Source organism: Paenibacillus sp. GCM10027626 (genome assembly GCF_042676285.1).
Taxonomy (GTDB): Bacteria; Bacillota; Bacilli; order Paenibacillales; family Paenibacillaceae; genus Paenibacillus_Z.
Map to the genome: position 1 here is coordinate 558,445 of NZ_JBHTHC010000002.1, position 14,338 is coordinate 572,782.

The 14,338-nt window shown below is 49.1% G+C and carries 9 protein-coding genes and 1 pseudogene; 9 read left to right on the forward strand and 1 reads right to left on the reverse strand.

Annotation, left to right across the window (positions count from 1 at the left end):
• Positions 1–50 precede the first annotated feature (50 nt).
• On the forward strand, positions 51–1,682 hold the full coding sequence (locus ACFQ0N_RS06265; RefSeq protein WP_379323927.1) for an extracellular solute-binding protein: 1,632 nt from the start codon (positions 51–53) through the stop codon (positions 1,680–1,682).
• A gap of 144 nt (positions 1,683–1,826) precedes the next feature.
• On the opposite strand, the gene ACFQ0N_RS06270 is transcribed toward ACFQ0N_RS06265, so the two are convergent.
• Positions 1,827–3,575, reverse strand: coding sequence for an ABC transporter ATP-binding protein (locus ACFQ0N_RS06270; RefSeq protein WP_379323929.1), 1,749 nt, complete (start codon positions 3,573–3,575; stop codon positions 1,827–1,829).
• A gap of 258 nt (positions 3,576–3,833) precedes the next feature.
• On the opposite strand from ACFQ0N_RS06270, the gene ACFQ0N_RS06275 reads away from it, so the two are divergent.
• From ACFQ0N_RS06275 to ACFQ0N_RS06310, 8 genes and pseudogenes are all read left to right on the forward strand, one after another.
• Positions 3,834–4,811 carry a helix-turn-helix transcriptional regulator gene (locus ACFQ0N_RS06275; RefSeq protein WP_379323932.1) on the forward strand — a complete coding sequence of 326 codons (978 nt, stop codon included), beginning with the start codon at positions 3,834–3,836 and terminating at the stop codon, positions 4,809–4,811.
• Positions 4,812–4,996: 185 nt separating this feature from the next.
• On the forward strand, positions 4,997–6,013 hold the full coding sequence (locus tag ACFQ0N_RS06280; RefSeq protein ID WP_379324297.1) for an NAD(P)/FAD-dependent oxidoreductase: 1,017 nt from the start codon (positions 4,997–4,999) through the stop codon (positions 6,011–6,013).
• A gap of 377 nt (positions 6,014–6,390) precedes the next feature.
• Positions 6,391–6,648, forward strand: a complete 258-nt coding sequence (locus ACFQ0N_RS06285; RefSeq protein ID WP_379323934.1) for a hypothetical protein — start codon at positions 6,391–6,393, stop codon at positions 6,646–6,648.
• A pseudogene (locus ACFQ0N_RS06290) lies at positions 6,603–6,854 on the forward strand (galactose-binding domain-containing protein); the annotation flags it as partial. The gene ACFQ0N_RS06285 and the pseudogene ACFQ0N_RS06290, both read left to right, overlap by 46 nt.
• Positions 6,855–6,883: 29 nt before the next feature.
• Positions 6,884–9,358, forward strand: coding sequence for a LamG-like jellyroll fold domain-containing protein (locus ACFQ0N_RS06295; RefSeq protein WP_379323937.1), 2,475 nt, complete (start codon positions 6,884–6,886; stop codon positions 9,356–9,358).
• A gap of 184 nt (positions 9,359–9,542) precedes the next feature.
• Positions 9,543–11,258, forward strand: coding sequence for a sensor histidine kinase (locus ACFQ0N_RS06300; protein WP_379323939.1), 1,716 nt, complete (start codon positions 9,543–9,545; stop codon positions 11,256–11,258).
• Positions 11,255–12,802: a response regulator gene (locus tag ACFQ0N_RS06305; protein ID WP_379323941.1), complete on the forward strand. Its 1,548-nt coding sequence runs from the start codon at positions 11,255–11,257 to the stop codon at positions 12,800–12,802. Before ACFQ0N_RS06300 ends, ACFQ0N_RS06305 begins: the two co-directional genes overlap by 4 nt.
• Before the next feature lie 151 nt (positions 12,803–12,953).
• Positions 12,954–14,321 carry an ABC transporter substrate-binding protein gene (locus tag ACFQ0N_RS06310; RefSeq protein ID WP_379323943.1) on the forward strand — a complete coding sequence of 456 codons (1,368 nt, stop codon included), beginning with the start codon at positions 12,954–12,956 and terminating at the stop codon, positions 14,319–14,321.
• Positions 14,322–14,338 lie beyond the last annotated feature (17 nt).

Here is a 14,338-nt window from a genome sequence, read left to right on the forward strand (position 1 = left end):
AGGAGATCCGGCTGCAATACATTTTACTTTTCATGGGAGGCTTGCAAGCGATGAAAGCGAAAAAAATGACGTCTCTGACGTTGTCGGCGATGCTGGCAATGGGGCTGCTGAGCGGCTGTGCGGGATCGAAGGAAAACGGAAATGCGGCAAACGCCAGCGGCGATACGGCCCGCAATTTTAATCCGACTGGCATGCCGATCGTCAATGAACCGGTCAAGCTTAAATTTTTCACGGGGAAATCGCCGCAGACGGGCAACAAGTTTGAAGATACGTTAGTATGGAAAGAATACGCCAAACAGTCGGGGATTGATGTGGAATTTCAGCTTGTCCCGTTTGAGAGCTTGACGGAGAAGCGCAATCTGGCACTGGCCAGCGGCGATTATCCTGATGCTTTCTATTCGGCCAGGGTGCCGGTAGCGGATTTGATGAAATACGGCGAGCAAGGCATATTTCTGAAGCTGAATGATCTGATTGACCAACATGCGCCAAATTTGAAGAAGCTGCTGGAGAAGTATCCGGATTTGAAAAAAGGGCTGACCATGCCGGACGGCAACATTTATTCCTTCCCTTCCTTTTACAGTCCGGAGTTTCTGCCGATGCTGATCGGCACGCCGCTGTGGATCAACAAGACCTGGCTTGACAAGCTGAACCTGAAGGAGCCGGAGACGACAGACGAACTGTACGCTTATTTGAAAAAGGTCAAAGAGACGGATTTGAACGGCAACGGGCAGCAAGACGAAATTCCGCTGAGCGGCATGTTCGGTATACAGACGATTCAACGCTTCATCGGCGGCGCCTGGGGATTCGGCAATCGCGGAGCGGTGGCGCATCCGTTTGTCGATATGGAGCCGGGCAAGGACAGTCTCCGCTTTTATCATACTGATCCGAAATACAAAGAAGTGCTCATGTACATGAATAAGCTGTATACAGAAGGGCTGATCGACCAAGAAATATTTACACTAAAGGATACGGCGCTTTACGCCAAAGGGGAGAAAGGGCTGCTCGGAGCCGCCTTCGTTCCCCATCCGCAAGCGGTTATGAACCAGAAGGGATACGTCGGTTTGGGCGCGCTCAAAGGGCCGCACGGCGATCAGCTATTCGTCTCGGTCAAAAATCCGATCGCTTGGCCGGGAGCGTTCGTCATCACCGACAAAAACAAACATCCGGAAGCGACTATCAGGTGGATTGATCATTTTTACAGCGACGAGGGCGCAACCTTTTATTTTATGGGGCAGAAGGATGTCACCTACACGCAGAAGCTGGACGGCCAGCTCGAATATGTGGACGATATTAAAAATAATCCGGACGGGCTTACGCTCGATCAGGCGGCTGCGAGACATTTTACATGGCCGGGGGGAAGCTATCCGGGCTATGTGCAGGAAAAATATTTCAAAGGATCGGAAAGCTTGCCGGAGTCGCTCAATGCGGGTGAAAAGGCTGCCAAGCATTTGATCCAGGACATGTGGTACAGCTTCAACTTCACGGAAGAGGAAACGGAGTTCATGAAAACAAAAGGGGCAGACATTCAAACGTTTATTACCGAAACGGAAGCGAAACTGATCAACGGTACGGCCTCTTTTGACGATTGGGACAAATATGTTGCCGCTGTCCATGACATGGGCGTCGAGCAGTATATGGACATTTATCAAGCGGCATATGAACGTTATTCGGGTAAAAAGTAATGTGTGTGTGGTAGAGTTGCAGATTAACTAAGGAAAAGGGGGCAATCCATTCGAGCCCCCTTTCTCAAAATACCTAGCTTATATTTGTAAGGAAGAAACTTGTTTCGCCTCAAGGACGGCGTCAGCCGTTTCTTCTTGATAGATTCACTTTTCCTGATCGCAAATGGGATCAAACTGCATTGTATATAGCCTGGCGTACAACCCGTCATGGTCGATCAGCTCTTCATGCGTGCCTTCTTCAGCAATTCCGTGCTCTGAAAGCACAATAATCCGCCCTGCATTTCTGATCGTGGACAGTCTGTGCGCGATAACAAAGGTCGTGCGATTATGGGCTAGCTTTTCCAAGCTTTGCTGAACGAGCCGCTCGCTTTCATTGTCCAGTGCGGAGGTAGCTTCGTCGAATATGAGGATGGCGGGATTTTTCAGAAATACACGCGCGATGCTGAGCCGCTGTTTCTGGCCGCCCGAAAGCTTTACTCCGCGCTGCCCGATATAAGAATTGTAGCCCTCCGGAAGTTCCATAATAAAATCATGCGCATTGGCCTGTTTGGCTGCAGCGATCATTTCTTCTTCGCTCGCCTCTGGCTTCCCGTATAACAGATTGTCTTTAATCGTGCCGCCAAACAAATACACCTCTTGCTGGACAATGCCAATATGATCGCGCAGCGACTTCAGCTTGACGGTCTTAATATCTGTGTCGTCGATTTTGATCAAGCCCGCACTCGTTTCATAAAACCGCGGGATCAAGCTGCACAGCGTCGTTTTTCCGACACCGGACGAGCCTACAAGGGCAACATATTCGCCGGGAGTTACCGTCATATTAATATGGCTGAATACATGGTTCGAGTCGCCGTCATATTGGAAGCTTACGTCAACAAATTCCACCTTGCCTTTCACGTTGTGCAGCATCTTTGCGTCCTTTGCATCGGCAATCGCCGGCTTTACCGCCAATAAGTCCATAAACCGCTCAAATCCGGCCACTCCGTTTTGCAGATTTTGGGTAAAGTTGACTAATCTTTTTACCGGGTCGATCAAGGTATTAACATATAGCAAAAAGGTTATCAGCTCTGTTAACAGCAGCAGATTGTAGCTGATCAGCAGGGCGCCTGCGATGACGACCGAAATGTTCATCAAGGAAATAAATGCGGTTAAGCCGCCCGAAAAATGAGCCTCGGCGTAATAGCCGTTTTTTCTGCTTTCCAGAAAGCGGCTGCTGCTGTTTCTGAATTTGGTCATTTCGATTTCCTCGTTCGCAAACGATTGCACGACTCTGATCCCGGAGAGGCTGTCTTCGATTTGTGCATTGATGTCCGCTATGCGTTCTTTATTTTTGATCAGGGCGTTTTTCACTTTGATGCTGGAATAGTAGGCAAATATAAACATGAGAGGCAAAAGCAAAAACATCGCAAGTGTGAGAATCCAGTTCATACTGACCAAAATGCAGAACGCCCCTACGATTCGCACCATGGAAATAACCGTATCCTCCGGTCCATGATGGGCAAGCTCGGATATATCGAATAAATCGTTTGTCGTACGCGACATCAATTGTCCTGTTGTCGTATTGTCGTAATATTGAAACGGAAGCTTCTGCAAATGTTGAAAAAGCTCGCCGCGCATGTCGGACTCGATCCTTGCTCCCATCACATGCCCGAAATAATCGGTATAAAAGTTGCTCACATACTCCACTGCCATCAAAAATAAAAAAATTCCGATCATCTTGATAAGCAGCGCTGTGTCAATTCCTGAAGCGCTTATGGCGTGTGCCGTAATTTGATTGACCAGCATAGGGTAGGCAAGCACCGTCAGCGAAGCAATCGAGGCAAAAAACAAATCCGCAAACAGCGCTTTTTTATAGGGCTTGTAGTAATTCAGGAACTTTTTTAATCGGTACAAGGAATAAACCTCCAGTTTGTCGTTCCTTCAAAAAATGATTATTCCCGTTCGCAGCTCTCAGATTGTTTTTCATCATCGATCACTCCAGTCTTTTTTCTTGATCGTAGCAGCGGCTACGCAAGCGGTCAATTTAACAAATGATTATAATCAATTTATCTGCTTGCTTTCTTCCATTCCTCCCCGATAATACGAGTTGATAATGATTCTCATCGGTGTTACCATAACGGTAATAAGTTCTTGCTTGATGGGGTGTTTTTAATGGAACAGATCATTCGGTCCGATCATATTCATGGATATTTTGACGGGCTTTCCGATTATTTGATCGCGCACGAAGCCGGGCAAAGGGATGAGCAGCGGATCGTTTTTCCGCCACATCTGGGCAATGGGTGCATGTCCCGCACTAAAATCAGACCAGGGATTGAAGTTGTTATTTCCGATATGACGTTAGAGGAAGATTTGCATCAATATATTTATGAGAATCGAATACTGGAGATCAACTATTGCTTCAGCGGCGATACGGACTGTTATTTTCAAGGCAACCGCTTTTCGACTCCGGTCCAATCCGGCAATATCTACTCGATGGAGGATGGCGAGATTCATTTGTTTAGGAGATCCAAGCAAAGGTATAAAAGTTTGGAAATTAGGATGCTGCCTGAACAATTGCTGCGTTTTTTTGAATATGACGAAGACAGCGCGGGTGTGGAAAAATGGCTGAAAAAACAGAATGGACAAATGACCCCCTTGCAAAGCTCGGTTCTCCTAAATCGAGCCGTGAATGAGATCGTATACTCGTCTTATAACGGACCGTTAAGGAGATTGCATTTGGAAAGTAAAATCATGGAGGTTTTACTGCACGTTCTTGAAAGGGATGAGGGCGAGACGGATGCAGATGCAGCGGCTTCGATTAAAAAACAAGATAAAGAAAGGCTTTACGCTGCCAAGCAAATCGTGGAGGAGCGTCTCGAAAATCCTTTATCGCTGAAGGAACTGGCGCGCGCGGCCGAATTGAATGAATTTAAGCTAAAAAAAGGCTTCAAGGCGTTATTTGGCATGACTGTGTTTGAATATGTTCGTGAGCGGCGTCTGGAGAAGGGCTTGTTTTTAATGCAAATCGAGCAGTTGAATGTGGGTGAGGCTGCGGCGGCTGTCGGCTACAGCAATCCGAGCAATTTCTCGGCGGCCTTTTATAAAAAATACGGCTGCAAGCCTATGCAATATTTGAAATCGAGAGTGTAAACGCCGTTGATAGATGGCGTTTTTTTCTTGACGATTTGGCGGAGGGCGGGAAGCTTGCCAGCATAAATAATACGTGCGTAGCCGAAAAGAATCCGCCAGCAGGTGGAGATTACTTTCGATTAGAATGATAATCATTATCATAAATAATGCAAGGGTAAGAGGAGGAGTCAACGGTGAAAGAAGAAATGATATTTGATGTGACCATTATCGGCGGGGGGCCGACAGGGCTGTTTGCCGCTTTTTATGCAGGCATGCGGGAAATGAAAACGAAAGTGATTGAGACTGCTCCGTTTCTGGGAGGAAAGCTGCCCTATTATCGCGAGAAGTTTTTGTATGACATTGGCGGGATCGCTGCAATTACGGCTGGCGATTTAATGAAGGAGCTTGAGGCGCAAGCCCGCACGTTTGACCCTGTCATTGTGCTGTCCCAGTTGATCGTACAGATGGAGCGTCGTGTGGACGGCACCTTCTGTCTGACGAGCAATACCGGAGAAAAGCATTATACACGCACGGTTGTGATCGCGATCGGGGGCGGAACGTTGGTGGCGCAAAAGCTGGAGCTGCCGGGCGCTGAACAATACGAAGGGTGCTGTCTGCATTATAGAGCAGAAAACGTTGCGCATTTCCGCGATAAAAAGGTGCTAATATCCGGCGGGGGCGATTCGGCTGTGGATTGGGCGCTGGCGCTCGCGCCAATAGCCCGATTCGTCGGTATTGTACACCGCAGAGAGGAATTTCGCGCACATGAAGGGAATGTAAGCAAGATGAAAAACGCCTCCATCCGCTTGATGTCCTCATGCCGCTTAAAGGAAATTTACGGGAACGGCGAGCGCATCGAGCGAGTCGCAATTGAACATCTGGGCACGGATGAGAGCTTCGCGCTTGATATTGATGAAATCATCGTGAGTCATGGCGTGAAGCCCGATTTGGGCGGGATCAAGAACTGGGGGCTGGAAATTGAACAGAATCGCATTATCGTCGATGCATGGATGCAGACGAATATACCGGGCATTTTCGCGGCCGGGGATGTCGTGGAATATCCGGGCAAGCTTCCGGGACTGATCGCGGGAGGCTTTATGGAAGGTCCTGCGGCCATCAACAGGGCAAAAGCATATTTGGAGCCGGATAAGGAAGTGAAGCCGATCTGGTCGACCGATCATGCGGCGCTTGAAGCGATTCACGGCGGAAGCAAGGAAGGCTGATATAGTCTGCCGTTCACGAAAATCCGTTCAGGGGCGGCGTCGTTTTTATTGAAATTATATATCAATAACGATGCTGCAAGCAGGAGGAAAGGGTTACGATAATAAACTAACGCGGCTGCCGGCACGAATCGGCAGCCGCGTTGTGCTAAGTTCCGCATCATAGAGAAAAATGCAGAATAGGTAATGCAAAATACACACATGTAATTTCGGCGGAAGTTCCATTAACATCATTGTGAAAGCGCTTATATTCCCGTTGAAGGGGAGGTCATAAGCCAGAACATATGTAAGGAGGTAGGGTCGAGTGTGGAGAAGGCTCGAATTAGTTCTTAACAAGTTTGAGCAAATCTACAAGGGTAATCGCGGGGAGGACACAAGCAATGAAAAAACGAATAACACTGTTGATGGCTTCTATTGTCATGTTTATTTCAATTGTTACGGGCCAATTGTCTATTTCAGTTCCGAAAGCGCATGCAGCCTATAGTACTGAATTGTGGAAAGCTGTAGACATTACCTTGCATAGCTCGAAAAATTTGACGGGTCGCTCGCGACCAACTGGCAAGCTGGCAATCATTTATTCTCAGGGCAATGGCTTTCAGTTGATTTTGGGAAAGCGGTTACTTTCAGCAAAGGAGTGATAACGGAATACGGCAACCGGACGGCAGGCTACCGAATTGAATATTGGAACGGTTCTACATGGGCGACGGCATACACGGGAACGACGATTGGCGATACGAACACGCCAAGGACCGTTACTTTCCCTGCGGTCACCGGAAACAAGGCGCGGCTCTATTTTACTTCCGGTGCAGAGCAGCCCATCATCTACGAATTTGCAATCTACTAAAGGTTTGATTTATAAAGGAGGACTTACGAATGAATCGAAATTGGAGACTGGCAGCTAGATATATGGTTTGCTTGCTTGTGCTTGGATTAGGGATCGGAGCGAGCGCTCCGGAGAGTTACGCAAACCAACCGTCTTCGATCATCAAGGTTGAACAGTGGAATGTCGCGGAAATCAAATTAACAAGTAAAAAAAGCTATGCAGACCCGTTTAAGGATGTCGAAGTAACCGCCGTCTTCTTTGGTCCGGATCATACGATCATCACCCGGCCAGGCTTTTGGGATGGCGGTAATACGTGGAAAATCCGGTTCTCGCCGACCAAACCGGGGATGTGGAGCTATCGGGTAGCCGCTTCCGATCCATCCGATACAGGACTTCACAATCAGGTCGGCAAAGTCTTGAGCCAAAAATACAAAGGCGACCTGGATATTTACAAGCACGGATTTCTGAAGGTGAGCGACAGCGGCAAGCACTTGAGTTATGCGGACGGAACGCCGTTCTTTTACTTAGGGGATACGCATTGGATCATGCCGCATGAGCGGTTCTCCGCGTCCAATGCGCCCGGAGTTGCTTCGCAGTTCAAGTACATGGTCGACAAACGAAAGGACCAAGGGTTCACCGTATACCAATCGGAGCCGATCTGGCAACCGCACGGCGGAACGCACACCGGAGCGGACGAAGAAAAAACGGCGAATTTAAGCGACGGCTTTACCGCAGACGATCTGGAGGGCTTCCGTAACCTGGATCGCAAATTCAAATATATCGCCGACAGCGGTCTCGTTCACGCGAATGCACAAGTGACATGGGCGCTGGACCCGGCGCAGTATCCGATTTATACCGAAGACTACATGGCTCGAATCGCGAAATATTGGGTGGCCCGCTTCGGCGCGTATCCGGTGATCTGGACGATCGCGCAAGAGATCGACAAAAATATGTACGGAAACTACAATGATGAAACGATGGGCAAGTGGTATGCCGTAGGGCAAAGCTTGGCCGATAACGACGCGTACAAGCACCCGATCATGCCGCACATGGAGGGTACGAATTCGACCTTGCCGGAGAGTTCCAGCTGGGCGAACAAACCGTATCATGACGGCTGGGCGGTTCAATGGCAGGGCAATCTCTCCGGCATGAGGGTAGCCAAATCCTTCTGGGATGCTTCCCAGTCAAAACCCGCAGTGTTGTACGAAAGCGGTTATGATCAGTTTTGGACCGATAGCAGAGGGGCGCTCAGCGCGGCATACAAAGCGTTCCAATATGGGATGTACGGGTACGGATACGGGGCTGCAGGCGTGTGGAACGATATTTATTCTAAAGAGGGGGAGCAAGACGACTTCGGAACCGCTTCCGAGATGCCTGACCGATACTACTGGTGGTTTGACGGCGCGAATTTGCAGACGGGAGATCAATTGACTGACTTCAAAAGGTTTTATACTGCGCTGAACTGGTGGAAGCTCGTCCCTCGATTTAACGACGGAGCTTGGGCTTCTTTTAAGGACACTACCCGATCGCTGTTGTCCTCGGACGGAAACGACACCTATGTCGTCTTTTTCTACAACAACGATACGGCTACCGGAACCTTGAAACAATTGGATCATTCCGCAAAATACGATGCATACTGGTTCGACCCGCGTACGGGGCTGTACTATTCGATTCCCGAGAAGATGCAAGCCGTTTCCTCAAGCTGGTGCATTCCCGCCAAGCCAAACAAAGAGGATTGGGTGCTGTTGCTTGAAAAGCAAAAGAAAGGGAAGAAGAACCATAAGAACAAGCCGAACGCTGTCCTCGATCCGGTGATTCAACAAGCAATCGCGGACTCCTTGCTGGCCGAACCGCGCTGCTTCGTTCAGCCTGGCGAGGAAGGGGAGATGCCCGCACCGTTATTGACATGGAAATTCGACGAAAATACGGGAAATACGTCGCCGGAATCGTCGGGAGCCGGCTCCCCGGCGCAATTGAAGAACGGAGCGGAGATCGTATCCGGAGGTGTTGCAGGCCATAAGCTTTCGCTGGATGGCGTAGACGGTTACGCGGAAATCGATAGCACGGCATTGAATGGCAAGGAGCAATTTACATTCTCCTTATGGGTGAACCTGCTGAGGCTGCCGCAGCTCAATTATTCCTTGATCGGCAAAGAAGGAGGAGATTCGGAAAATGCGTTCCGATTGACGATATTGCCAAGCGGGGCGGGGCATTTCGTCATGAGTACGCCGGAAACGGGCTGGTATAGTACGGTTGCGGCATTCGATTGGCCTTTGCAGCCCGGTCAATGGCACCAGGTTACCGTGACTTATGACGGGAAAAATGCGCGTGTATACATTGACGGCGAGGAAGAGGGGATGAGCGGAGAAATGAGCGGAGGGCTGTCAACCGTAGCGAGCCCCATTCGCCTTGGGTATCAGTCAGCCTCCAATATCGAATACGCGCAAGCCTACATTGACGAATTGCGATTGTATGACCGGGCGCTGACAGGCGACCAGGTTGCAAAGCTCTACTTGCTGCAATAAAAGGACGAACCCCGACATGAAGATTGAGCTCCTTCCGGAATTCCCGGAAAGGAGCTCTTCGTGTTTGTCAAATAGAGAACAGGTAAAGTAAAAATCAACGCATTGACTGATGCCGGGGCCTTCTGAGAGAATAAAGTTGATACAAAAATTCGATGACGGTCGATGACAAGGAGAGGTTCGTCACGTGAAAATCGTTCGGTTCATTCGATCGAGACTGCATTACAAAATGATGTTAATCTATTCTCTGCTAACGCTGGTACCGCTAATTATTGTAAGCGCTACTTTCTATGTGACATCGAAAAGAATTCTTGAAAATAACGTCGATCAGTCTTTTAAGCAAACGATGGCCGAGACATCGGATAAAATCGACGGGGTTTTTAAAGCGTTCGCCAGGGAAGCTTCCGGCATCGGCGACAATCAGTTCGTAAACGCGCTCCTTCGCAACGCTTCCGAGCCGGATAAGTATCCGCTAGTGCCATCCGAACGAGCGGCATTGGAGGAAAGAATAGAAGAAATGCTGTGGATCGGGTTGGAGGACATGGGCAAAAACATTGGCGATATCGCCGATTCCATTCATCTCTTCGACGCGCATGGCAAACATTATTTCGCGGGTTCCGGACCCGACATTCAATATTACGAAGCGATCGTCATCATGCCATTCGAGAAGCAGGGCGTTCCGGAGTGGGCTTTTTTCGTCGATTATCGCAGGCTGGTCTGCAATTTGCAGCTTGTCGATCCGGCTGCCGGAACGATTCTAGGCTATTTGGTCATCCTCTTGGATCCGATCAAAGTGACTTCTTTATACGACTCCTACGAAAGGGGTTCCTTTTTCATAACCAATGCAAGCAACGTCGTGATGTCCACCGATCTTTTGCCTTCGATCGGGGAACTCCTTCCCTCACCGGCAACAGGCGACACAATAACGACGGAAAGAAAATCCAAATGGACGGGATTCAAGTATGTAAGCCGCATTCCTGTATCCGAGGCGAGCGCGGGAATCCGAAGACTGGCCGTCTTCTCTATCGCGGTCGCGCTTGCGTCCTGGGTGGCGGTCATCGTCATTACCTATTACGTGCTGCGGAAAATCACCAGTCCTTTGGCTACATTGAGCAAACTCATGCGCAAAGCGCAAAAGGAAAATTACCAGCTGATCGAAAATTTCGGGTCCCACGACGAAATCGCGCAGCTCTGCCATAGCTTTAACCGAATGATTCTTGAAACGAAGGAATTGATCCAGAAGGTATATAAAGCAGAACTCGAGCAAAAGGAAGCCCAATTGGCGGCGATCCGGACTTATTTCAATCCCCATTTTCTGCATAACACGCTTGAATACGTGAGCATTCTGGCCAAATCTAAGGATAAGATCGAACGGATCCCTTACGTCGTGAAAAGCTTATCCAGTATTATTCGATTTTCGATTTCGCCGGGGGAAGCTTTCGTTTCTCTGGACGTCGAGATGAAATTCGCCAAAATCTATATGCAAATCCATCAATATCGTTTCGAAGATCGATTCGAATACAGTATCGAACTGCCCGAACACTTGAAACGTGTCGAAGTTCCAAAGCTTATTCTTCAACCCATCATCGAAAATGCGTTCATTCATGGAATCGATCATATTCGCGGGAAAGGTCGAATCGATATCAGAGCTTACGAAAGCCAGTTCAACCTCGTCATTGAGATCGAGGACAACGGCGGTTTCGAACAACCGCCTCCCCGTGTATCCAAAGGAATGGGATCGGGCTTGAAGGGGATCGAATCCCGTATTAAGCTGCATTTCGGAGAGCGCTATGGGATAGAAAAGCGTCAAGGCCAACAGGGGATGATCGTAAGACTACTTTTGCCGATCTTATTGAACGAGTCAACGGATTTTTCAGAAGAAAAGGGGATCGAATCACCATGAAGCTATTTATCGTCGATGACGAAAAAGCCGTCAGAGATTATATCGTCTCTCTCACAGCCTGGAACAGTCTCGGCTGCAAGATCGTCGGACAAGCAGCCGATGGATGGGAAGCCTATGAAACGATATCCGGAACGAAGGTAGACGCGCCGGATGTGTTAATAACTGACATTCGCATGCCGTATATGGATGGCATCGAACTGACCAGACGCATCCTCGAAGACTTTCCCGATATGAAAGTGATCTTTCTGACTGCGCACGGCGAATTCGAATACGCCAAGCAGGCGGTTAAGCTGGGCGCTGCAGATTTCATCACGAAACCTTTCCACGAAAACGAACTCGTAGATAGAGTGAAGTGGATAAGAGACCATCGGCTGGATCGCCGAAGACCGGAATGGGTTCAACAGGAGGAATGGATACGAGCCCTTTTGACTCCCTTGATGCCGGAGCGGGAAAAGCTCGATTCGCTTGGCCACCCCGAAGCGATGAATCAACCGGCGGTTTTCCTCTTCGTTGAAATCGACAATTCGGGTATTCTGGACGATACGGGAAAACCGTTTTCAAATCTTGCTTTACGTGAAATAATTGCTGACGTCATGACTTTGTACCCGCATCCTTACTGGTCAGCCTTGTCGCAAAGCGGCGTTTATTTGGTTTTGTTCATCCCCCCGGCCGTTCCGAAGGAACAATTGGCGCACGAAGCGATGGAGATTGCCCGCCACATTCTGGACGCGATCCATGGTTCACTCGGTTTCAGCGTTTCGATCGGCATCAGCGAGCTCTTGTCCTCCGCGGCGGAGCTTCGGAGGGGACTTGAAGAAGCCAAGAGTTGCTTGGATTACCGGATGCTGATCGGACGGAATTCGATCGTCGCTTACTCCTCTATGCTCTCGATGCAGGAACAGAAACGTGAGCAATCAGAATTAAAACGTTCCGAACTGGCCGATCTGTTACGCAAAGGAGATGAAGCATTAATCTCCGATTATTTAAGAACCATGAATAGAACGTTCATGCTGGAAGGAATAAGCAAGACGCGCATTCAGGAAGCCTGTATGGAAATGGTGGAAACGGCAGGCCAAACCCTTCATTCCTTCGGTATTCAACCAAGCCCGGAGGAGACGATCGCCGTGCGCAAAAGCGTTCTGTCCTTTACGATTCTTTCGGATTTGATGACGTATATGGAACAATTTCTGAAGAGAACCACAGCTCTCGTCGGTTCTGCCAGACAGAGTACGTCTGCCAATTACATTGATGCCGCAATTAAGTTCATCGAAAGCCGCTATATGGAGGACATCACGTTGCAAATGCTAGCGGATGAGTTATTCGTCAATTATTCGTATTTAAGCAGGCTGATTAAGAAAGAAACGGGCCGTAATTTCAGGGATTTATTATGGGAGCATCGTATCGACATAGCGAAAACGAAGCTTGCGACGACCAATCTTAAGCACTACGAAGTGGCCTATGCGGTGGGGTTCAAGGACGCCGCCCATTTCAGCCAGCTGTTTAAGAAAATGACCGGAAAAACTCCCAAAGACTATAAAGCTTAAAGCGAGTATTCGCCTAAACAAAAATACAGAACAGTTCAAGACAAATAGACACATGTCGATTCTTGGATCAATTCTATAAGCTTATAACAAGGGAGGCGCTGTCGCCTGACGGCGCCGAACCCAAAATCACCAACCAGGAGGTCAAAATCTAGTGAAAAGAAAAAGAATGCTTCTTGCATCGCTGACCCTCGCGCTGGCCGCGCTGATTTCGGCATGCGGAGCAAACGAAGGAAACGAAGTTCAAACTTCGAAAGCCCCGGACTCGGGCGCTTCCAAAGCAAGCACAACCCCATCCGGCTCGGCCGGCGGAACCGACGATTCCTTTACGATCCGAATCGGGGCCTGGTTCATCGACGACAGGCCCTTCATGCAAGAGTTTAAGGTAAACGTCGAGAAGGCTTACAAAGAAAAATATCCGAATGCCTCGATTCAATGGGATATTACGCTGGGGGATACATATGCGGATAAGTTGAAGGCAGAGCTGGCCTCGGATACGGCGCCAGACGTTTTTTTTCATCAGGGTAAAACCGCTATGTTCGGGGAAGTCGGTTATTTGGCGGATTTGACCGAAGAGTCATGGACCGCCAAGCTGAATCCGGGAACGAAAAGCGCCTATTCCTACAAAGATACGGTATACGCACTGCCTATGGGCATCGCTACGAGCGGGATCTGGTACAACAAGAAAATATTCGCTGACCTGGGGATCGAAGTACCGAAATCCTGGGCAGATATGGAAAGCGCATTCGCCAAGATTCAATCGGCAGGGCTTACGCCGGTGGCGGCCGGTTTCAAAGACGTATGGACGGCAAGCATGACCTTTAATCTTTGGATGCAGCCTTATGGCAGCGAGAGCAGTCCGACTTACGGCAAAGATCTTTACGAAGGGAAGAAGAGACTGGACGGGCCGGAAGTTCAGGCAGTTATGAGGCATTTGCAAGAAATGGTCGAGAAGGGGTACTTGAACAAAACGGCGCTTAGCATCGATTGGCCGCAATCCGCGGAGTTGTTCACCTCGGGGAAGGCCGCCATGATCGTTCAAGGTCCTTGGATGCCCGGCACCGCGCAGGAGAATTTCCAAACGAAAGGCCATACTGCATTCGGTCTCGGATACTTCCCGTTCCGAACAGACAAGGGGTACGCCAAGTTGTCATTAGGCATTGACCAATCGCTCTCGGTGAACGCCAAAACCAAGCTCCCGCAGCAAGCGAAGGATTTGGTTGGCGTCATCGCGAGCCCGAAGGTTTATGGACCGTTTAATGTAGGCAGCGGAACAATTCCGGCCATTCAGGGCATGCAGCTTGACTATCCGGACCCCGCGTTAAACGATTTATTGCAGGTTGTCGATGAGACGGAATCCGGCATGGGATACGAAACTTATTTGCCCGCTTCCGCTATGACATCGCTGGTGGAAACGTTCACGAAAGTGGCTTCGGGCATCAAGTTTAATCCGCAGGATTTGACTGAAGCTCAAAAAAAGCTGGAGAAAGACAAAGGGACGGTAATTCTTCCGGCAGAGTAATAAATAACTATTCCAAT